This window comes from Mesorhizobium erdmanii USDA 3471, assembly GCF_000472705.1.
Taxonomy (GTDB): Bacteria; Pseudomonadota; Alphaproteobacteria; order Rhizobiales; family Rhizobiaceae; genus Mesorhizobium; species Mesorhizobium erdmanii.
Genome location: NZ_KI421454.1, coordinates 175570 through 196858, shown reverse-complemented (window position 1 = coordinate 196858; position 21289 = coordinate 175570). Strand labels below are relative to the sequence as shown.

General features: G+C 60.1%; 18 protein-coding genes and 3 pseudogenes. 13 read left to right on the top strand and 8 right to left on the bottom strand.

What is annotated here, in order from left to right; all coding sequences use genetic code 11:
- Positions 1-85: 85 nt before the first annotated feature.
- Positions 86-3232, top strand: coding sequence for a class I SAM-dependent DNA methyltransferase (locus tag A3AU_RS01000000136485; RefSeq protein ID WP_209444686.1), 3147 nt, complete (start codon positions 86-88; stop codon positions 3230-3232).
- 197 nt (positions 3233-3429) lie between these two features.
- Here A3AU_RS01000000136485 and A3AU_RS1000000141035 read toward each other — a convergent pair.
- Positions 3430-4065: pseudogene (locus tag A3AU_RS1000000141035) on the bottom strand (aldehyde dehydrogenase family protein); the annotation flags it as partial.
- 232 nt (positions 4066-4297) lie between these two features.
- Here A3AU_RS1000000141035 and A3AU_RS1000000138530 point away from each other — a divergent pair.
- From A3AU_RS1000000138530 to A3AU_RS0131330, 3 genes and pseudogenes are all read left to right on the top strand, one after another.
- Positions 4298-4432: pseudogene (locus A3AU_RS1000000138530) on the top strand (transposase); the annotation flags it as partial.
- Positions 4433-4529: 97 nt separating this feature from the next.
- Positions 4530-5816, top strand: a complete 1287-nt coding sequence (locus A3AU_RS0131335) for an acyltransferase family protein (RefSeq protein WP_161633556.1) — start codon at positions 4530-4532, stop codon at positions 5814-5816.
- 80 nt (positions 5817-5896) lie between these two features.
- A complete protein-coding gene (locus A3AU_RS0131330; RefSeq protein WP_027056388.1) occupies positions 5897-6268 on the top strand; it encodes a hypothetical protein in 372 nt (123 codons plus the stop codon).
- 74 nt (positions 6269-6342) lie between these two features.
- Here the strand turns inward: A3AU_RS0131330 and A3AU_RS1000000137085 are convergent.
- The 5 genes and pseudogenes from A3AU_RS1000000137085 to A3AU_RS1000000140845 form a co-directional block, all read right to left on the bottom strand.
- Positions 6343-7287: pseudogene (locus A3AU_RS1000000137085) on the bottom strand (IS630 family transposase).
- A 161-nt stretch (positions 7288-7448) separates the two neighbouring features.
- Positions 7449-8405 carry a glycosyltransferase family 10 domain-containing protein gene (locus A3AU_RS1000000139335; protein WP_154674705.1) on the bottom strand — a complete coding sequence of 319 codons (957 nt, stop codon included), beginning with the start codon at positions 8403-8405 and terminating at the stop codon, positions 7449-7451.
- Positions 8399-9154: a transposase gene (locus A3AU_RS1000000138525; protein WP_161633555.1), complete on the bottom strand. Its 756-nt coding sequence runs from the start codon at positions 9152-9154 to the stop codon at positions 8399-8401. The genes A3AU_RS1000000139335 and A3AU_RS1000000138525 overlap by 7 nt, the downstream gene beginning before the upstream one ends.
- Positions 9155-9282: 128 nt before the next feature.
- Positions 9283-9603: an aldehyde dehydrogenase family protein gene (locus A3AU_RS1000000140850; protein ID WP_272481106.1), complete on the bottom strand. Its 321-nt coding sequence runs from the start codon at positions 9601-9603 to the stop codon at positions 9283-9285.
- Positions 9525-9797, bottom strand: a complete 273-nt coding sequence (locus tag A3AU_RS1000000140845; RefSeq protein ID WP_272481105.1) for an aldehyde dehydrogenase family protein — start codon at positions 9795-9797, stop codon at positions 9525-9527. The genes A3AU_RS1000000140850 and A3AU_RS1000000140845 overlap by 79 nt, the downstream gene beginning before the upstream one ends.
- A gap of 802 nt (positions 9798-10599) precedes the next feature.
- Between A3AU_RS1000000140845 and A3AU_RS0131295 the strand changes: the two genes are divergently transcribed.
- The 7 genes from A3AU_RS0131295 to nodS all read left to right on the top strand — a co-directional run bounded on the left by A3AU_RS0131295 (position 10600) and on the right by nodS (position 17735).
- On the top strand, positions 10600-11562 hold the full coding sequence (locus A3AU_RS0131295; RefSeq protein WP_027056386.1) for an ArdC family protein: 963 nt from the start codon (positions 10600-10602) through the stop codon (positions 11560-11562).
- Complete coding sequence (locus tag A3AU_RS1000000139325; RefSeq protein ID WP_154674704.1) at positions 11559-11720, top strand: hypothetical protein; 162 nt, start codon at positions 11559-11561, stop codon at positions 11718-11720. Before A3AU_RS0131295 ends, A3AU_RS1000000139325 begins: the two co-directional genes overlap by 4 nt.
- Before the next feature lie 12 nt (positions 11721-11732).
- The gene (locus A3AU_RS0131285) at positions 11733-12152 is read left to right on the top strand and encodes a DUF2958 domain-containing protein (RefSeq protein WP_027056385.1); all 420 of its coding nucleotides are present in this window, start codon (positions 11733-11735) and stop codon (positions 12150-12152) included.
- Between the two features lie 79 nt (positions 12153-12231).
- Positions 12232-13962, top strand: coding sequence for a ParB/RepB/Spo0J family partition protein (locus A3AU_RS0131280; RefSeq protein WP_027056384.1), 1731 nt, complete (start codon positions 12232-12234; stop codon positions 13960-13962).
- 243 nt (positions 13963-14205) lie between these two features.
- Positions 14206-15180, top strand: a complete 975-nt coding sequence (locus tag A3AU_RS0131275; protein ID WP_027056383.1) for a hypothetical protein — start codon at positions 14206-14208, stop codon at positions 15178-15180.
- Positions 15181-15597: 417 nt separating this feature from the next.
- A complete protein-coding gene (gene ubiM, locus A3AU_RS0131270; RefSeq protein WP_027056382.1) occupies positions 15598-16779 on the top strand; it encodes a 5-demethoxyubiquinol-8 5-hydroxylase UbiM in 1182 nt (393 codons plus the stop codon).
- Positions 16780-17165: 386 nt separating this feature from the next.
- The gene (nodS, locus tag A3AU_RS1000000138515; RefSeq protein WP_081709737.1) at positions 17166-17735 is read left to right on the top strand and encodes a nodulation methyltransferase NodS; all 570 of its coding nucleotides are present in this window, start codon (positions 17166-17168) and stop codon (positions 17733-17735) included.
- Here nodS and A3AU_RS1000000140615 read toward each other — a convergent pair.
- Positions 17683-18060 carry a Fic family protein gene (locus A3AU_RS1000000140615; protein WP_027056379.1) on the bottom strand — a complete coding sequence of 126 codons (378 nt, stop codon included), beginning with the start codon at positions 18058-18060 and terminating at the stop codon, positions 17683-17685. The genes nodS and A3AU_RS1000000140615 overlap by 53 nt on opposite strands.
- The gene (locus A3AU_RS1000000140610) at positions 18057-18317 is read right to left on the bottom strand and encodes a hypothetical protein (RefSeq protein WP_027056378.1); all 261 of its coding nucleotides are present in this window, start codon (positions 18315-18317) and stop codon (positions 18057-18059) included. The genes A3AU_RS1000000140615 and A3AU_RS1000000140610 overlap by 4 nt, the downstream gene beginning before the upstream one ends.
- A gap of 1000 nt (positions 18318-19317) precedes the next feature.
- Between A3AU_RS1000000140610 and A3AU_RS0131245 the strand changes: the two genes are divergently transcribed.
- Both A3AU_RS0131245 and nodC read left to right on the top strand, forming a co-directional pair.
- Entirely contained in the window at positions 19318-19914 is a 597-nt protein-coding gene (locus A3AU_RS0131245) for a NodA family N-acyltransferase (protein ID WP_027056377.1), read from the top strand.
- A 56-nt stretch (positions 19915-19970) separates the two neighbouring features.
- Positions 19971-21245, top strand: a complete 1275-nt coding sequence (gene nodC, locus A3AU_RS0131240; RefSeq protein ID WP_027056376.1) for a chitooligosaccharide synthase NodC — start codon at positions 19971-19973, stop codon at positions 21243-21245.
- The last annotated feature ends 44 nt before the right edge of the window (positions 21246-21289 follow it).

Here is a 21289-nt window from a genome sequence, read left to right as displayed (position 1 = left end):
TCGGTGACTAATATTAACCAATAATCAGAGTTTTATTGGCAACCTCTTCTGCCGGGTCCGATGACTGTGTCGGAGGGGATGTGTAATGAGTCTGGGTGCCGCAGGGCTCACGCCCATAACGCCTGCTGCTTTCATCAAGAAGTGGAGGAAGTCGGAACTTGGCGAGCGGCAGGCAGCTCAAGAACACTTCCTCGATATCTGCTCGCTGGTCGGCCATCCGTCTCCGAGCGATGAGGACCCGACCGGCGCGTTCTTCGCGTTCGAGAAAGGTGCGAACAAGCTCGGAGGGGGTAAAGGTTTTGCTGACGTCTGGAAGAAGGATCACTTCGCATGGGAGTACAAGCGTAAGAAGGGAAACCTCGACGAGGCCCTCCTCCAGTTGATGCGATACGCGCCGGCGCTTTTGAGCCCGCCGCTACTCATCGTTTGCGACATCGAACGCCTTCGCATCCATACCGCTTGGACGAACACCGTTCCGTCCACATACGTGATCACCCTAGATGACCTGGCGGAACCTTCAGCGCGTGAGATGTTGCACAACGTCTTCTTCAGCCCGGAAAAGCTGAGGCCGACCCGAACACGCGCGGCGGTCACCAAGGAGGCAGCAGACAAGTTTTCCACGATCGCACTCCGCGTTCAGGGGCGAGGCACACCAGATGAGATTGCTCATTTCGTAAATCAGCTGGTCTTCTGCTTTTTCGCCCAGAGTGTCAGCCTGCTGCCTGATGGCCTGTTCACGAAGCTCCTGAAGCGATCGGCCCGTGCTCCCGAACGAGCCATGAGCTACCTCGACAAGCTGTTTGAAGCAATGGAGCGCGGCGGCGAGTTCGACCTGACCGACATCACATGGTTCAACGGCGGCCTGTTTGATGGTCGCCGAGCGCTACGGCTCGATGACGGTGACATTGGTTTGCTTGTCGCCGCAGACAGCCTCGATTGGGGCCTCATCGATCCGACGATTTTCGGAACTCTGTTCGAGCGGTTTCTGGACCCGGAAAAACGCGCCCAGATCGGCGCGCACTACACCGATCCAGAAAAAATTATGCGTCTTGTCGATCCGGTCATCCTGAGGCCTCTGAGACAGGAATGGGAACAAGCAAGACGGGAGATTGTCGAACTCCTGAATGGCAATCGCAAGCCGCCAATGCGCAGGCAGCAATCCCGCCGGATGACGCGGGAGGAAGCGGCCGCCGAAGTACGGTCCCGGTTCACGGAACGGCTGCGAAAGCTCCGCATCCTGGATCCGGCATGCGGGTCTGGGAACTTCCTATACCTCGCTCTCCAGGGTGTGAAGGATATCGAACACCGCGCCAACCTCGACTGCGAGATGCTCGGCATGCCCGCTCAGCTTCCGCTCGTAGGGCCTGAAATCCTGCGCGGCATCGAAATCAACATGATGGCGGCCGAGCTTGCACGCACGACCATTTGGATCGGAGACATTCAGTGGCAGATCAAGAATGGGATACGCTCGAAATCGATACCAATCCTACGCAAGCTAGATGCAATCGAAAGGCGAGACGCCTTGGTTAGGCAGGCCCAAGACGTTGATACAGCTCGTGACGCACAAGGAGACCTTCTTGCTGCACTGCAACCAGTCTCGGAAGATGCTGAAGCAGAATGGCCAGAAGCAGAATTCATCGTTGGAAATCCGCCGTTTGTCGGCGTGCGTTTGATGCGGCAAGCCTTGGGCGATCCAACGGTTGATCGCCTTTTCGATATGTACGATGGGCGCGTCTCTCGCGAGGCTGATCTCGTCTGCTATTGGGTGGAGAAATCCCGCGCCGCTGTCGCAGCAGATCGAACGCGTCGAGTGGGTCTGGTCACGACGAATTCCATACGCGGTGGAGCGAACAGAAGGGTGTTGGATCGGATCATCGCCGAAAGCCGGCTATTCGAAGCCTGGAGTGACGAGCCGTGGGTCGTCGATGGCGCAGCCGTACGAGTATCCCTAATCTGCTTCGGCCACGGCGAGGACCCGTTGTGCCTCGATGGGAGGACGGTTGCACAGATAAACGCAGATCTTACCGCCGGCGTAACCGACTTGACCAAGGCGCGCAGGCTGTCTGAAAACCAGAACGTAGCGTTCATGGGCGACACGAAGGGCGGTGCCTTCGACGTCCCGGGTAGCTTGGCGCGGGCCTGGCTCTCGATGCCGATGAATCCCAACGGTAGGCCAAACTCAGATGTGCTCCGTCCATGGCGCAATGGAATGGACGTCACTCGCCGCGGCCGCGACATGTGGATTGTGGATTTCGGCTGGGAGATGTCCGAGCAGGAGGCTGCCCTCTACGAGGCGCCGTTCCAGCACATTAGAGAGCATGTGTTTCCGGAGCGCTCAAAGAACAGGCGTGATGCCTACCGCGAGCGTTGGTGGCGACACGTGGAGCCGAGACCGGCTTTTCACGCTTCCTTGCAGGGCCACTCGCGTTACATGGCAACACCTCGCGTCGCAAAGCATCGGACATTCGTGTGGCTTGATCAAGCGATAGTGCCCGACTCCCGCATCTTCGCGTTTTCTCGGTCAGATGATGTCTTTTTCGGGATTCTTCACTCCCGATTTCATGAGGCTTGGAGCTTCGGAACTTGCTCGTGGCACGGCGTCGGCAATGATCCAACCTACAATAGTGCGGGGGTATTCGAGACCTTCCCGTTCCCCGAGGGCCTCACGCCGGATATCCCAGCAGTCCGATATGAAAAGGATTCACGAGCCATCGCCATATCACAGGTGGCCAAGAGGCTTGATGACTTACGAAACGCGTGGCTCAACCCGAGCGACCTTGTCCAGATCAAGCCCGAGGTCGTGCCCGGCTATCCGGATCAAATCCTTCCGAAGGACATCGTGTCGCACGCGATCCTCCGCGAGCGTGCCCTGACCAACCTCTACAACCGGCGTCCGCAGTGGTTGGTCGACGCTCACTCGGACCTGGATGCCGCCGTTGCCGGAGCCTACGGGTGGCCTACAGATATCTCTGAAGATCAAGCTCTGGCGAATCTCCTAGAACTCAATCTGGCGCGTGAGGCATTCAACGAGCACGCCAAATCCGGTCTGAAGACAAGAAGGCCACGTCGTCGTCCGACGCCGGAAGAGGTTCGACGTGCCCCGCAGATGAAGTTGCCCATTGCAGGTGGCCGCAAGTCCGTTGTCGGTCCGCAGCAATTGACCACCGAGGATCGCGAAAACCAGCCGACGTCAGCAGAGCGTCCGCGAAACACCAAACGCCGAACAAGCTGACCCAGGTCAGCCAAATTGTGCGAGACGCCCTTGCTCCAAGACCGATGATAGACCCATTCCAGTCATTTCCGTTACACCTCATCAAAAGCAGATCGAAGCCGGCCGCGCCTATGACCGCCTTCTCAAGCGCGGCACCCGGCCGAAGGGGCTCAAGGCCATCGTCGCATGGTTCAAGCGCCTGTGGATCAAGTTCATCGGCTAATCAGCGTGCGGCCGACGGCATCGCCTTTGCAGGCACAGATCAGGTTGCCGACGCCTTCGGGAAAGCCGGCCTCCGCGCCGAGTGCAACCATTGCGCCTGCAACAAGCGGCGTCTGTTCGGCAGGTTTGAGGATGACCGCGCAGCGGGCCGCCAGCGCCGGCGAGCTCTTGCGCGCAACCCTCGAGGCCGAGAAAATTCCACGGCGTGATGGTGCCAACAACGCCGATCGGCTGCTTGACCGCCAGCATGCGCTGGCCCGTCGAGGGCAGGGAGATCGTCTCGCTATAGATGGCTTTGGCCTCTTCGGGCGTCCCATTGCAGATCGCAAGCAGCGTGAGAGACTTCCGAGCCGGCTTCGGCAAGCGGCTTGCCCATCTCAGCGGTGAGAATGGCAGCAAGGTCGTCCGCATGGTCGATGATCAGCTGATGCCAGTGCCAAGCCATGTCGCTGCGCTCTCGGGAGGTCATGGCTGCCCATCCAGTCTCTTGCGATACAGGCCTTGCTGCCCGCGTCTCCGTGACCCCATGTTGCGAATTTCCGCCAAAACGTCGCCAGTGGAATCAAGACCTCGAAAATTCGCTCGCCAGGCGGCGTGCCGAGTGGCGGCATGCGGTCGAAGGCGCCGAACAGCTAAGCAGATTTCAGGTGCAAGCGGTTGGCACAGAGGCACGCCTCGCGGGGACACCGGCGTTAAGTCCTGCGAGCTGATAAAACCGCAGCGCAAGGCATGGCGTCCAGGCATCCGGCAAGCGGCAGCCTGCCTGCACTTGATGACGCCCGCGCGCCCTGACGGCGCGTGCCGGGTGCTCGTGAACCGAGCCCGTTTTTTCTTCGCAAGGCTCAGGCGGCCTCGGCCAACCGGCTTCGCCGCCTCCGAAGCGCCAAGGGCGGACGGCCGCCCTTTGATACGGTGATGATGTTGAAGATCATGGTGCTTCAGGCGCTCTACTGTCTCTCGCACGATCAGGCCGAGTTTCAGATCCAGGACCGGCCGTCGCCGGTGGGCATGGCCCCATATCCATCCCATGGATGCATTATATCCAAACAATCAAGTTTACCCATCAGTCATGATGCTGCATAGCGCAGGAAAGCCAATGTCCCGTGTTTTCCAGCTCACGTTCACGAGCGTGGACTTTGTAGGAAGAACCAAGTCGAAACCGGCGCATCGTAAGGGGCAGGTATCCATGAACGGAATGGCGGCGGGGCAGGCCGGATCTGAACGTTTTATTGCTTTAGAGGGGTTGAGGGGGCTGGCTGCAGTTGGCGTCCTCTTGTCTCACGCCCTCTTCGCTGTCGAGCCAGGGATATTCAAAACCATGTACCCGTTGGCGCAAGCAGCGTGGCCAGAAATCGGATGGCCTGCTCAGCTTCTAACTCTTCCCCCATTCAGCATGCTTATCAACGGAAGCTTTGCGGTTTGTGTATTCTTCGTTCTAAGCGGCTTCGTCCTTACCAAGTCTTATGCTGACACTGGAAATGCGTCGGTGCTTGTATCCAGGGCAATCCGACGGATACCCCGCCTCGGCATTCCAATCGCGGCTTCAATCGTTTTTGCCGGTACCATTTTTGCCATGGGGCTGATGAGAAATCTTGAAGTTGCTCCACTCACGGGCTCGATCTGGCTGACCTGGTATTACCCTAGCTCAATTACGGCCGCGACCATCGCCAAGGAGGCCCTATATGAGTCCTTATTTCTCGGTAAGAACAAACTCAATTCACCACTCTGGACGATGTCCATTGAGCTCGTCGGTTCATACTTAGCCTTCATGTTCGCCTTCGCTGCGAGGTGGTTCACCTTCGCCCTCGTCACAGTTTTTGCCGCGGCTCTCTCTTTTGCGATCCATATAGCTTACCTGCCCTTCGCCTTGTCGTTCGGGGTCGGCGTCCTCCTGACTCGCGTTTCTCCAGCGAAATGGCCTCACAAAGCCAAGATCGCAATCTTTCTTGCTGCCATCTATCTTGGCGGCTTCTCAAACGACATCTTGTATGAGCCGATCATCAAACTCTCCCCAATCGACTTTAATCCCCTGAAAGACGCAATGCACTGCGTCGGTGCAACCTTCCTTGTCGCTAGCGTTCTCGCGCTTCCATCGCTTCAGCGAGCCTTCTCGTCATACTTTTTCCCACTCCTGGGTCGATTGTCGTTCTCGGTCTACCTCCTTCATTTCCCTATCCTTTGCTCGCTCGGGTGCTTTGCCTATCTCTGGACTATCCAATGGGGGCATGCCATTGCGGCTAGTAGCACTGTCCTCATTGTACTTGTAACCACCATCATTGCTGCGGTGCCTTTTCAGCGCCTTGTAGACGTGAAGTCCATGGAAATAGCCAAGAGGGTGGACCAATACCTGAGAGGTTTTTTGCGTAAGACTGCGGAGGCGTAGACTGGCGCTGCGCTCAACCATTTGAGCGGGACAAACATAGCTAATCATTCTAACCTCAATAAAACGAAAGGTGCCCTGCCTTGGAAGAATTCGTATCACGCATCGCCACCAATGTCGGCGTCGACCCGGCCCTCGCAGACAAGGCCGTTGGCATGATGCTGGGTTTCCTGCAACGCGAGGCAGCCGACGGTCCCGCTACGCGCATGATCGAGGCCATTCCCGGAGCTTCGGAATTAGTGGCGAAGCATGATGGTGAGGACACAGAGGGCGGCAGCGTCCTCGCCGGAGGCGGTGTGGTGGGTTTCGGCCAGCAATTGATGAACGAGGGTCTCAGCCTGGGAAATATCGCCGGCCTTGCTAACGAGACGATCGCCTTGGCCAAGGAACATGCCGGCGACGAACTCGTGGACGAGGTTCTCAATTCCATTCCCGGCCTTCCCCAGTTCGCCTGATCAGCAGCAGCCGGGTGGCGTACCAATGTCGTGCGCCCATCTCGGCCCGTTTGCGCAGCTAGAGCAGATTCGACTTATTCCGGGTCATTGCCGTCTGCCTCGACATGGTGCGTGCATTCCTCGGCTGTGAAAGCTGCGAGGCAGTTGGCCACGACCGACCAGAATTCGTCGATGGTTCGGGTTGCAGCCCTTCTCAGGAGAGCCTTGAGCTTCGAGAAAGCCATCTCGATCGGGTTGAAGTCGGGCGAGTATGGCGGCAGGAACAGGAGCCGCGCCAACTGCTCGATCACCTCGCGCGCGCCGCTGATCTTTGGGCGGGCAGGTTGTCCATGACCACGATGTCGCCGGGGCGAAGCTCGGGTGCGCGGACCTGCTGCGCATAGGCGAGGAAGCCAGAACCATTCGTAGGGCCTTCGAGCAGAATTGGCGCCGCCAAGCCGCCCAGCCGCAGGCCGGCCATGAATGTGGTGGTCTTCCAATGGCCGTGAGGAACGGCCGCCCGACAATCGTTCGCCGCGCAGGCTGCGGCCACGCAACCGCGCCATCTTTATGGATGCTGCGGTCTCATCGATGAAAATCAGCCTCTCGGGGTCGAGATCGAGCTGGCCATCGAACCAGCTTCTGCGGCGGCGCAGGACATTGGGGCGCTGCTGTTCGGCGGCGTGCGCCGTCTTCTTTTGAAACGTGATGCCGCGCCGGTCGAGGTACAGCCGGACCGTGGACGACGCTGCCCGCACGCCACGCTCGGCGGCAAGGCGCTCCCCGATCTCAGCAAGCGTGATGTCCGGCGCGTCCTCGATGAGACCAAGAATGAAGGCCGCATGCGCATCGAGCTTCGAACGCGACGGCTGGCCCTGCTTGCGCGCTTCCATCTGGCCGGTCTCGTGATAGCGGCGATACCAACTCCCGGCCGTCGAAATACCGATCCGGAAGCGACGCGTCGCCTCCCGCGTCGAAACCCCGCCTTAAGTGGCCGCAATCACGCGCCCACGAAGGTCCGCCCTTAGGCTCCTCGTCATCATCACCTCCTCGCAAATCACCGGGACAGTGAATCAGACAGGACCTATCGGCCGATTCTTGTGTTCATCAAAGATGCTCGAGGCATTCTCCGCCGAGTGTTCCGTACGGACCCTGCCAGACCACCAACCGCCGGGCGCGCAAAGCGAATGAACTTTGGAGTTCATTCGTCTACCCCAAAATCGACTGCAGGCGTACCGATGTGCATAACTTTAGGCGGCAAAGGCTTATCCTGAACGCTTTCGATGAAGCCCGCGAGATAAGCAAATGTATTGTACTTCTCAAGTACCAACCGCTTCGCCTCTCGTATTGCATCGCGACGTTCCTTCCAGAGGTCCGAGTCGATGATTTCTCGGATCTTTTGAATTACGTTCTTGTCATCTGGATCAATCAGAACCATTGAGTCCGGCGGAAAGAACCGCGTGATTGCCGGGCTGCCGTAATAGATCGGCATTGTTTCAGCAACGAAGCAGTCCATAAGCTTCTCTGTAAAATAGTAATCAGCGCACGTATTCTCGAAAGCTATACTGTAGCGGTAAGGTGCAAGTGCGTCCCATTTATCTCCAATCAGTTGAAAACCTCGGCCGAACAGGTCGAACTCGAGCTCCCCTCTCAGCCGTTCCAAAAACGCCAGCCGATATCGATGTCCTTTAAGCATGGCGATGTTGCTGGTAATCCATGAGAGCCGACGCGGCTTGTCAACGACTTCGCTGAGCAGAAGTTGGTCATACGTCTTTCTTACAGACCAAGACCGAGTGATAGGTGGAGACAAGACGAATCGACGCCCTGCATTCTGCCGAGCTACCAGCTCTGCGTCAGACGTCAGAACGATGGTATTTTCCCCCTGCCCAAGATGGAGGGCGCGATGCGCTTTCGTCGGCGGTTCGCCGATTGCAAAAATGGTCCTGTTCGGGCTCGCCTCGATATCAACAGGAAGTCCAAAAACAGAAGGAGAGTTAAAGATTATATGCCAATCCGGCGTGAAGGACGTCTTGCGTACAAAAGCGACATTGTTCCAGATTCCACTGCCCTTTGGAGTGAGATGGTGGATTGCGTCTTCCAGACCGCCCCAAGAATCGAGGCATGCAGCAACAATGGGCGCCGGACGTTCCGTCAGCAATTTGGCGCTACACAAAGCAGTCCGACTCCTTCACTTCGGTGGTACCGGCAGTAATTTCTGCACGAGGGCCAGACCTCTCTGCGCCTATTCCCGTCGTGAGATGAAGCTAAAACGATCGGAATCGATGGCCAAACGGTCCGCAGGTAAACCCATCGATATCGAAAAGTTTGGCAGAGCTGTACAAAGGCTTGTAAGCCCTCCTCCTCCATCTCAATCGGCTTCCATAATTTAGCTCTGACTATTTTTTGATGCAGTTTGGGAGTTCTGTCCAGAGTCTTCTGCAAATTTGCGATCACGGTCGCCGGTGTTGGCGGGTCAGGCGCGGCGTCTTCAAGTAACCGCGGCCTTGGGCTGCTCCAGCTTGCGCAGCATCTCCTTCTTGTGCTCGGCCAGGCGCTCCATGTTGAGATTCGCATGGCCTCCAGCCAGTTTTCGTGTGTTTCGACGGCGAGCGCGCGGACGAGCCGCAGGCAGCTCTCGGCGCTGGGAAAGATGCGCACCACATGGATGCGCCGCTTGATCTCCTGATTGAGCCGCTCCAGGATGTTGGTGCTCTTCAGGCGCTTGTGATGCTGGCGTGGCAGCCGGGTGAAGGTGAGCGTCTCCTCGATGTTGTCCTCCACCCACTGGCACAGTTTGGGGCAGCGCGCGTCTCCCACTTGGCCAGCCATTGGGCGAGGTCGCGCCGCACTTTGGAAAATCCAGCGCAGTTCCTGCAGGCAGTCATCATCGATCCATTGGGCCGGCAAGATGGCTCGCGAGCAGATCGAAGCCGGCCCGTGCCTATGACCGCCTTCTCAAGCGCGGCGCCCAGCCGAAGGGGCTCAGGGCCATCCTCGCATGGATCAAGCGCCTGTGGATCAAGTTCCTCGGCTAATCAGCTGCGGCCGATGGCATCGCCTTTGCAAGTATAGATCAGGTTGACGACGCCTTCGGGAAAGCCGGCCGCGCACATTGCGCCTGCAACAAGCGGCGTCTGTTCGGCAGGTTTCAAGATCACGGTGCAGCCCGCCGCCAGAGCCGGTGAGATCTTGCGCGCCACCATTGAAGCCGGGAAATTCCATAGCGTGATCGTGCCAACAACGCCGACTGGCTGCTTGTTCACCCAGCATGCCCCGGTCAGTCGAGGGCGGGGAGATCGTCTCGCCATGGATGCGGTTGGCCTCTTTGGCATACCATTGCAGATATGCCGCCGCATGCGAGACCTCCGACTTTGGCTTCGGCAAGCGGCTTGCCAATCTCTGCCGTAAGAATGGCAGCAAGGTCGTCGGTATGGTCTTGATCAGCTGATGCCAGCGCCAGAGCATGTCCCTGCGCTCCCGGGGTCAACGCCGCCCATCCAGCCTGCGCCGTATAAGCCTTGTCGATCGCCGTGCGCGTCTCAGCGCCCATGTCGGGTAGCTCTGCCAACACTTCGCCAGTGGATCGATCAAAAGCCCTCGAACTTTCGCTCACCCCACAACGTGCCAGGCGTCGGTATGCGGTCGATAGCGCCGAACAGGTCGGAGAGTTTCAGATTCGCTTCAGCGGCTGGCACGGAGGCATCCCGGCTTTCTCTTCAAAACGGCGGATGTTTTCTATTGGCTGCGTCAGGATGTGTAACCGCACTTCGCATAGGACCTCGAGCGACGGGCCACTGGCGACCTGCCGACCGCGTTATGGAACAGGAACGACCGTTCCTGGAATGAGAATTCCTGTTCAGCGCCTTTCTCGCCCGTACGCCTGGCGGGGGCACCGAGCGTTGAGCCCTGCGACCTGATATCCGCAGCGCAAGGCATGGCATCCACGCATCCGCGGAAAGCGGCAATTTGGCCTAAGCTTTGACGGCGCCCGCGCGCCTGACGGCGCGTGCCGGGTGCTCGTGAACCGAGCCCGCTTTTTCTTCGCCAGGCTCAGGCGGTCTCGGCCATCCGGCTTCGCCCCCTGGCGCGGGCAGCCTGTCGGCTGCTGACGGTCGCCGGCCTGTCGGCCGGCGCGGTTTGTCTGTTGGCCGTTCCCGGCGGCGCGGGGTGGGCGGCACTCCCTTCTAGGCCCGCCGCGGCATCCCGCAACCCTTCGCTTCGCTTCGGGTCCTCCTCTTCGTTCCGGTCCTTCGGATGCGGTCCGCCTCCGACGGCGGGCCTTTCCGGTCGCGTCTCGCCGCCCACCCCGCTTCCGGGGAAAGGCGCGGGATTGAAGAGCGGAGGACCAGACGATGCGTGCAAAACACCAGCGTTCCGGCAGCGCAGAAGCTGGCGCGGGCAGGGGCGGGCGCCCGGGCGCCAGCCTTTATCAGGAAATCACGGACCGCATCATTGCCGAACTGGAGCGCGGCACCGTGCCATGGGTCAAGCCATGGGGCAGCGCAAAGGCCGACCTCGGCCTGCCCAGCAACGCGGCCACCGGGCGCCGCTATTCCGGCATCAACATCCTCATCCTGTGGGGCGCCGTCATCGAGCGCAGCTATCCCGGCCAGAACTGGCTGACCTTCCGGCAGGCGCTTGCCCTTGGCGGCAATGTCAGGAAGGGCGAGCGCGGCACCACCATCGTGCATGCCGACCGCTTTGTCCCCAAAAACGAGAAGGAGCGCGCCAAGACGGATGGCGACGAGCCGCAGGCGGTGCCGTATTTGAAACGCTTCACCGTCTTCAACGTCGCGCAGTGCGACGGCCTGCCCGAGCACCTTTACGGCAACGCCGAACCGCTGCCCGAACGCGAGATCGTCCCCCAAGCCGAGGCGCTTATTCGAGGAAGCGGCGCGGATTTCCGCATCGGCGGCGATCGCGCTTTCTACATGCCGGGCACCGACTCCATTCAGGTGCCGCCGCAGCCGGCATTCTTTCAGCAGATCGACTATTACCGCACCTGCTTGCACGAGCTTGGCCACTGGACCGGCCACCCGGCGCGGCTGGCGCGCGACCTCTCCGGCGCCTTCGGTTCCAAGACCTATGCGCGCGAGGAATTGGTTGCTGAAATCACTGCTGCCTTTGTCTGCTCGACACTCGGCATCGAGCCGACCGTGCGCCATGCCGACTATATCGGCACATGGCTGAAGGTGCTGCGCGAGGACAATCGCGCCATCTTCCGCGCCGCCAGCCTTGCCTCCAAGGCCGCCGATTTTCTTCTGGGCTTCAACGCCGAGGCCGAAGGCGCGCAACAAGACGAGATCGCGGCATGAGCGCGCGCGATCCCGACACCCCCGGTGTCCGGCCGCTCACCACGCGCGACCGACTCGCCCTTTTGGCCGACGCGCCGATGCGCCCGCGCGCGGCGCAAAAGCCGCTCGTTATCGGGCTGTTCGGTGACGCCCCCAGAAATCAACTCGACCTGTTTTAGAGGAGTTTTCCCATGATCCTGATCACCGACGAGCTTTGCGCCCGGCTGCTCGCCAATGGCGCAACCGACACCGAAACCGACCATTTCCCGGTGGTAAAACTGTTCGATCCGACCGGGCCAGCGACCTGGCTTCTCACCGAACTCGACGCCGACGGCGACACACTGTTCGGCCTTTGCGACCTCGGCTTCGGCTTCCCCGAACTCGGCAGCGTCAGCCTTGCCGAGCTTGCAAGCGTCAAGGGGCGGCTTGGCCTCGGCATCGAGCGCGACCTCTGGTTCAAGCCGCGCTTTCCGCTCTCCGTCTACGCCCAGGCAGCGTGCAGCGCCGGCCACATCACCGAAGCCGAGCGGCTGCTGCGACAGGCGGCAGAAGCCCTTGGCAACGCCCATTCCAAGCTTCCGCCCGACACGGCGGAACAGACGCGCCGCTAGGCGCGAAAACCGTCCCGCCGCGCCGGCTTGCAGCCTCTGCGGCGGGGCAATCCCACCCCTGAAACGAAGGAGACAGACCATGCAACTTTCCCACATTCCGCTTGATAAGCTCAACATTTCCACGCTCAACATGCGCCATTCCAAACGCGCGCCCGACGTGTCGGACATCCTGCCGTCCGTTCGCGCGCGCGGCGTCCTGGTGCCGCTTCTGGTGCGGTCCAACGGCACGCCGGAAAGCTTCGAGATCGTCGCCGGCCGGCGCCGCTATTTCGCCGCGAAATCGCTCGCCGACGAGCGGGGCGAGGGCGATGCCTTGCCCTGCGCCATCATGGAAGACGGCGACGACGCCGACGCGCTCGAAGCCTCGCTGATCGAAAACTTCGCCCGGCTCGATCCCGACGAGGTGTCGCAGTGGGAGACGTTTTCGCGGCTGATCAGGGAAGGCCGCACCATTCCAGATATCGCCGCAACCTTCGGCATCACCGAGCTTCTGGTCAAACGCATTCTGGCGCTCGGCGATCTTCTGCCCAAAATCCGCGAAGCCTATCGGCGCGAGGACATCGACGCCGAGACGGCGCGCCATCTGACCATGGCCTCCAAGGCGCAGCAGAAGGATTGGCTGGCGCTTTATGCCGATCCCGAGCAATACGCGCCGCGCGGCCACCAGTTGAAACAATGGCTGTTCGGCGGCCAGTCGATTTCCACCAAGGTGGCGCTGTTTGCCGTCGAGGATTATCCCGGCCTGATCGTCTGCGACCTGTTCGGCGAGGACAGCTATTTCGCTGACGCAGACCTGTTCTGGCAAAAGCAGAACGAGGCCATTGCCGACAAACGGGATGCCTATCTGGAAGCCGGCTGGCCCGAGGTGGCCGTACTGGAACCGGGGCAGCATTTCCAGTCATGGGACCACGAAAAGACGCCGAGGAAGAAGGGCGGCAAGGTCTTCATATCAGTCTCGCATCGCGGTGCGGTCGAATGCCACGAGGGCTGGCTGTCGCGCAAGGAGGCCCGCCGCGCCCGCGCGCAAGGCGAAGCCGGCGCGCTCGACGAAATCCCCGCCAAGCCGTCGCGGCCGGAACTCACCGGGCCGATGCAGAACTATGTCGATCTGCACCGCCACGGTGCCGTGCGTACCGCCATGCTCGACCATCCTTGTGTCGCGCTGCGCCTGATGGTGGCGCATGCCATCACAGGTTCGGGCCTGTGGCAGGTTCGCCGCGAGCCGCAGCGCACCGCCAATGAAGCGGTGGCGGCAAGCCTCGCAGCCTGCAAGGCCGAAGCCGCCTTCGCCGAAAAAGGGCGCGCGGTACTGGCGCTGCTTGGGCAGGCCGACGAGGAGGGTGCGATAGCCGGCGGCAATGGCGACGCCTTTGCGCTTGCCGCCGTCTTCGCCCGTTTGCTGGCACTTTGCGACGACGATGTCATGCGCGTTCTCGGCCTTGTCATGGCCGAGACGCTCGAAGCCGGCAGCGCCGTCGTCGAGGCGCTCGGCAATCATCTGGGCATCGACATGGGCGCATGGTGGCTAGCGGACGACGCCTTCTTCGACCTGCTGCGCGACAGGGAGATCGCCAATGCGATGCTGGCCGACCTCGCCGGCAAGCCTGTCGCCGACGGCAATGTCGCCGAGAAGGTCAAGACGCAAAAGAAGATCATCCGCGATTGCCTCGCGGGCGAGAACGGCCGCGAGAAAATCGACAACTGGCTGCCGCGCTGGATGAAATTCCCGGTCGAAAGCTACACGAAACGTGGCGGCTTCCGCACCGCTGATCAATGGGCGAGCGTCCAGCCGCTGTTCGTCCGCCAATAGCTGCCAAGCCGGGCGGCGGCTCTTTTCAAGTGCCGCCGCCCCGTTTGCCTGCCGCTGGAATATTGGCTGATGCGCACGGCGATCCGAACAGCATTTGTCACGCGCAAGGCTATTGTGCGTTGCACAAAAACCGACGCGCGCCTACACGTCCTTCCGTTGCGGGAATCGGGCTTGGACCAGCGGCGAGGCAGTGAGAATCGATGCTTCGTCGATATCATATTGCATTCATAGCTGAGGACCTTCATGACCCTTTCGAGCCCTGACAAATCTGGCGCCGCCAGTCTCGAGGCCATCGCGCGAAACGGCGGCGTGCTGCGCCGCATCGCCGTGCGCATTCCGACCTATCTGTCGGACATTCGCGAGAACCCGGCATGGCTGCCGATGTTTGTGCTCGCCCGCACCATGCCGGCGCGCCGGATGCACTGGCGTGGGGCAAAGCCGGTTCGCGTGTCGCAAAAAGCCCACGACACCATGTTTGCCGGCGTCGATCGCCAGGAAATTGTCGAGGCGCTGCGGTCGGACGGGCTGTTTTGCGGGCTCGTCCTGCCGACTTCCATCCATGAGGAGATCGCCGCCTTCGCCCGGTACACGCCTTGTTTCGGCAATTTCGATCGCCGTCTCGAATTCATGGCTGAGGACCATGCCGAGGCCGAGAAGCGTTTCGGCCGCTCCTTGCTCAGCGGCCACTTTTTCGAACACATCCTCGGCTGCAAGGCAGCGGTCGCCATCCAGAACGACCCGCTGCTGCTCGACATCGCCGCGCATTATCTGGGCGCTCAGGCGAAACTGATCACCACACGCGTGTGGTGGAGTTTCCCGACCAGCGAGGCTTCCGACGCCGACAAGAACCGTGCCTCGCTCGGCAAGTATCATTTCGATCTCGATGACTGGCGGATGCTGAAATTCTTCTTCTATCTGACGCCGGTCGACGAGGGCACCGGCCCGCATGTTTATGTGCGGGGCAGTCATAACCGCCGCGCCATCAAGCATCAGCTGACGCTGCTTGTCGGCCATCCGGCGCAGGAGGTTCTCAAGGTCTATGGCGATGACAGCCCCGTCACGCTGACCGGCGAAGCCGGTCTCGGTTTCGTCGAGGATCCGTTCGGCTTCCATATGGGCACCGTGCCTTCGCGCACGCCACGGCTGATGATGGAAGTCGGCTTCGGTGTCTCGCCACCCTCGCGCCGGCGCTTCCATGGCGAGCCTGTCATTCGCTGATCTCGCAAAAGTTCTGAAACAGCCTTACCAGATCAGCCGCCTGGTTCTCGCTTGCGCTGGCTGGTGCCATGGCGTCGCCATGGGATCAGCTGGCGCATGACTGGATTGGATCGATGTCATCTGACGCCGGTTCGGCCCCGACTGACCCAGATCAAGGCCACGCCCTTGTCGGCGTGGTTTGATCGCCCAGTCCTTCACGGGAAAAACGCATGGGCTGACCGACAGTCTGCCGTCGCTCCCAACGTCTTGACAATCCAGATCATACAGCAGGCAAATGACGCTTCACCAGCCAGGAACCGACGTGAGAAACGCGCTTGAGGCGATGCGGGCAATAGATCACAGCGCAATCGATGCACGACATGTGGCTCGGCTCCCCCAACATCTCACGAAGAGAACCGACGCGCTGGCGGCACGCTGATGGCCGGCTGTGACGACAGCTTCGACATTATTGTCGTGGGCGCCGGGCCGGTCGGACTTTCCTTCGCCGCATCGCTTGCCCATAGCCAGCTCAAACTGGCGGTTGTGGAAGGGCAGTCCCTGGAAAGACTGGCAAGTCCGGCTTTCGACGGCCGCGAGATCGCGCTCACCCACGCCTCGATTGGAATCCTTCGCGAGCTCGGCGCCTGGGATGTTATCTCCGCTTCGGACAAGTCACCGCTTCAAGGCGCACGCGTCCTCAACGGATCGAGCCCGTTTGCGTTGCGTTTCGATTCCCCCGGCGGATCCGCGGAACCACTGGGCGTTCTGGTCCCGAATTGCCAGATCCGCGATGCCCTGTTCAAGATCATCCGCTTGCAGGGCCACGCCCGGCTGCTGTGCGGCCACTCGGTCGTGCGTGCAACAAACAGCCGTCAAAGAGCAGTGATAACGCTCTCCAATGGCAGGCAGCTGAGCGCTCGGCTTCTCGTTGCAGCCGATTCGCGTTTTTCCGCCACCCGCAATCTGCTCGGCATCGGCGCCGATATCAATCGGCTTGGCAACTCCATGCTGATTTGCCGGGTGAGGCACGAGCGCCCCCACCACCAGATCGCGATCGAATGGTTCGATCACCATCAGACGATAGCGATGTTGCCCCTCGCGCCAGGCGTGTCGTCGCTGCTTTTGACTTTGCCCTCAAACCAGGCCGACGGACTGCTTGCCCTCGACGACGAGTTGTTCCTGAGGGAGTTGACAAAGCGCTGTCGAGGGCGCCTCGGCACCATGAGCCTGGCAAGCCAACGTTATATCTATCCGTTGGCCACGACCTGGGCGCACAGGTTCCGGGCGCCGAGCGCCGCATTGATCGGCGACGCTGCCATCGGCATGCACCCGGTGACCGCGCATGGCTTCAACATCGGCCTCGGCGGCCAGAAGCAGCTCGCCCGTGGTATCCAGACAGCATGGCGCGACCGTCGCGACATTGCCGATCCCGACATGCTCCACAGATATGAAAGCCGACTGCGCCTGTCGGCGGCGCCGCTCTACCATGCTACGAATATTCTCGTCGGGCTCTACTCAAGCGAGCATCCGGCGGCACGGCTTGCAAGGCATCTGGGGCTGCGCCTCGGCCAACATCTTCCCTTTGTCCGTCATGGCATTGCGGCCATGTTGAGACGGTGAACCGCAGTCATCATAGGATCATCGTCAGCGTGCTGGCGTCGTAGCAGGCGGGCGAGTGTGGTGCGATGTGAGCAGTGTGTCGGCCGGCGCCACACAGACGTGGACCCAGCCACGCCCAATTCGGCCCTCAATGTGTTTACGGCGTGGATGGTTACATCCAAACAATCAATTTGCCAATCCTGCGGACCCTATTAGGAGCGTGACCGAAATCAAGTGCCTCGGCCCGCAGGTCTGCCCGGTGCAGGAAGCGGCCCCGCTTCTCAGAATTGGTGTGCCCGGGTCCCGACGCTAGCGACATCTGACGGCATTTGCAGCGCCGGTGATTGCTGCCTTAGCGAGGTGGGAATTTGACCCATAAAATCGATCATGAACTGCTGAATCGAGAAATGGCCGCAGACGATCCATGGCGGCTCGATGGCAACCCGTTCGAGCGGGAGCGCCACACGCAAATTCTCCTTTTGTCACTTGCGCAAGGTCGAGTCGCAAATGCGCTCGAAGTCGGGTGCGCTGCTGGCGCTTTTACGGAACGGCTAGCCCCCATTTGCCAGCGGCTCACTGTGATCGATGTCGTCGAGCCAGCGATTACGCGAGCACGTTTACGCGTGAAGGAGCCGCCGCACATCAGCTGGATAATCTCCGATGTTCAACAATTTTCGAGTGATGAACTGTTCGACCTGATCGTCGTGGCGGAAGTTCTTTACTACGTCGGAGGCCTCGTTCAGATCGGCGCGGCAGTCCGCAACCTGGTAGGCCTGCTTGCGCCAGGTGGGCAGCTGGTCTTCGGGTCGGCACGTGACGCCAATTGCCAACGCTGGGGGCACGCTGCTGGTGCAGAGACCACTATCGCCATGCTGAACGAATCGTTGACCGAGATCGAGTGCATCGAGTGCCGGGGCGCGTCGATCAATGAAGACTGCCTGCTGGCCCGCTTCCAAAAGCCGATTTCCGCTTCCTGATGAAACGAAGCGCCAGATAATAACCCTCCTTGCTGTTCTCAATCACGCTTTCGAGTGAAGAGTAGGGTACATATGCATAGCCGCTGCGCATCAGCAGGAGCGGCGTCAGAACGCGCGACAGCCTTCCATTGCCGTCCTGGAATGGGTGGATTTCCAAAAAAACCACGATGAAAATCGCCACCACGAGCAAGGGATGCAGGCTTTGCTCGTTGAGTGTACCACGCGTCCACTCGATAAGTTCCTTCATCCGCTTCGGCGTATCGAAAGGCGTCGCCGTTTCGAAGATGACGCCGATCTCGTTCCCGTCGGCATCGAACGCACTCACATTGTTTGCGAATGTCTTGTAGGCGCCGCGATGAGCTCATCCTGTTGCAGCCGCTCGACTTCAACGGCGGTGAGCTTACTTCCTTCGATACGGATAGAAAAGCCAATGCTCTCGATGGTCGCAACACGGCGCAAAGCCGATAGGCGCTCTGGCGCGAGCGTGCCAACAGCCCGCGAAGCCCCTTTGAATTCGTCAATCTCCGAGACGAGGGTAAGGATTTGGGGGGTAATTTGCACGGAATCTGTCTTCAGCGTCATATAAAAAAAATACCCAAAAAATCAAGAAACGGGTTTACCCAATAAATGACCCATAAATACCGAAATGAAGCGAAGTCCTTATTTTGCATGGCTCCCTATGCGGGACGGGCTCTACGGCTGCCGCCACCGAACCTCAAAGGTGTTTCGGCCCAGGTGGTTGACGATCCCTAGCCGGGAAAGCGGCACTCCTCGTTGGGGGCCGTCGGTCCCGTGTCCCGCCTTCGGCGGCGCTATGCTGCCACTCCTACGGCTGCCCTTTTAACCGATCTCGTCGTTGCAGTCAGTCCCGCGTCCCGACCCTTCGGCCGGCGCAAGTGCTGACGCTCCTTAGGCTGCCTTTTCTGTGTGCGGCGATCTTTGATGGGGCGCGGGATCTAAGAGTTTGGGACCAGCCCCTTCGCGCACTTCAGTCGGCCAAAACCTCAAACAATTCGTTCGAAGTAGCGCCATCCGGGCGCGTCCTCCTTCCCGCTCCAGGTGCTTTCGCCGACAGTCCGGTTGACAGGCGACACTCGAGAGCATTGACCAGACGATTGCTGTTGGCGAGCGCGACCATCGCGTCATTGGCATGCCGCCTTGCCGCAACTTGTTGAGCCACAGGCTTCGCGGAACCTGTTTGCCGCCGGCGATCCAGAGCTGCGCGATCGTGCGTCAACGGTCGCCGCGTTTGCTGACGCCTATCGGGCCCATCCTCCACTTGATCGCTGCTTCGCCACGAGGCGCAGCCACGCCGCTGGCGGCCGCTCTTGAGGCAGGTTGTGTCACCGCCAGCTGCCATCGGTGCGTCGCCGCTATCGGGGCCAATCGGGCACCACCAGAAGGTTCAGATCAAGGCCTTTGAAACGCATGGTTTCAGCATCCATAGCGTGGATGCTCTCGATCTAAACAATCAATTTTACCAATCTGGGGGGGTCGTTCATAGACCTCCACATGACATGCGCCGCCGTTGCTCTACCGCGTGAGGTGCACAAAAGAACGCAAAAAAAGAGGAAGTCTTCGCATGCGCAATAACGTGCAGTGGAGGTTGTGCTGGGAAAATGAGTTGCAGCTTTCCGATCACCTCGAACTCTCTGAGTTCTTCCGGAAGACCTATGAGCCGACCGGAGCCTTCAATGGAAAGCAATTCGAAGGCGGTCGAAGTTGGGCCGGTGCAAGGCCGGAGGTCCGCGCAATCGGCTATGATGTGCACGGGGTCGCGGCTCACATGGGCGTGCTGCGCCGATGCATCAAAGTTGGCGACGTTGATCTGCTGGTCGCTGAACTCGGTCTATACGGGGTGCGTCCGGATCTTGAGGGGCTGGGAATCGGCCATTCGATTAGCGTCATGTATCCAGTGCTGCAGCAGCTTGGCGTTCCATTCGCTTTCGGCACGGTTCGGCAAGCGCTCCGGAACCATGTTGGGAGGTTCTGCCGCAAAGGCTTGGCGAACATTCTGACGGGCGTTCGCGTGCGTTCAACCCTCCCGGATGTGTACCCCGATCTGCCTTACACGACGCGAGTCGACGACGACGTACTCCTCATGGTGCTCCCAATTGGACGCTCGATGAGCGAGTGGCCGGCCGGCACTTTGATCGATCGGAACGGTCCAGAGCTATGACCGCGGATCTGTTATCCGTCCGCTTCCCTCAAATCCACTGAAGAATCTGACATCTCATGACCCTGTTTGCCACAGCCAGTACTGTTGCCATCTGCTCTTATGCGCTGCTGTCGACCGTCTACAAAACCGCGCAGGTGTTTTATACCCTGCCTACAAACGTAGCGCCGACCTCGGGCGACCCGCCCGGCGGTGAGCCTTGGCCGAGCGTCGATGTCATTATCCCGTGCTACAACGAGGCGCCTCGCACCCTCTCGGACTGCCTGGCTTCCATTGCAAGTCAGGAATACGCCGGCAAACTGCAGGTCTATGTCGTTGATGACGGTTCTGCAAACCGCGATGCCCTCGTGGGTGTACACGAGAAATACGCGGGCGACCCGAGGTTCAACTTCATTGCGCTCCCAAAGAATGTCGGAAAGCGCAAGGCGCAGATTGCCGCCATTCGCCGCTCGTGCGGAGATTTGGTGCTCAATGTAGATTCGGACACGATCCTCGCGCCGGACGTCATCACCAGGCTTGCGCTAAAGATGCAAGATCAAGCGGTCGGCGCCGCCATGGGCCAGTTGGCGGCTAGCAATCGCAGTGAAACTTGGCTGACGCGGTTGATTGACATGGAATACTGGCTCGCCTGCAACGAAGAGCGGGCAGCGCAGGCTCGGTTCGGTGCCGTCATGTGTTGCTGCGGTCCGTGTGCCATGTACCGGCGATCCGCGCTTGTTTCGCTGCTGGACCAGTACGAGACGCAGCGCTTTCGAGGGAAGCCGAGCGACTTCGGCGAGGACCGCCACCTTACGATCCTGATGCTGAAAGCAGGCTTTCGAACAGAGTATGTCCCGGAGGCCGTCGCGGCAACAGTCGTTCCCAACAGCATGGGTCCCTATCTGCGCCAACAGCTTCGCTGGGCCCGGAGCACTTTCCGTGACACGTTGCTGGCGTTCCAACTGCTGCGCGGCCTTAATATTTATCTCACATTGGACGTGATTGGCCAGAATATTGGCCCATTATTGCTCTCTTTGTCGATTCTGGCGGGGGTCGCGCAATTCGTAACGACAGGTACTGCGCCTTGGACGGCATGCCTGATGATTGCAGCCATGACTATAGTTCGCTGCAGCGTGGCAGCGTTTCGTGCGCGCCAACTTCGATTTCTCGGATTCTCGCTCCACACAGTCATCAACATCTTTCTCCTGCTCCCTTTGAAAGCATACGCGCTGTGTACTTTGAGCAATAGCGATTGGTTGTCGCGAAGCTCTGCGGCCAACGTGCCAGACACCGGCGGCAGCATTCCAAAGCCCGACTTGGTTGGATCTGACGCAGCTTACAGCGAACAGCAATAGTCACGTGACCTTAGGTGGAAGAGTTTTGAGCCAGGACCAGAAAC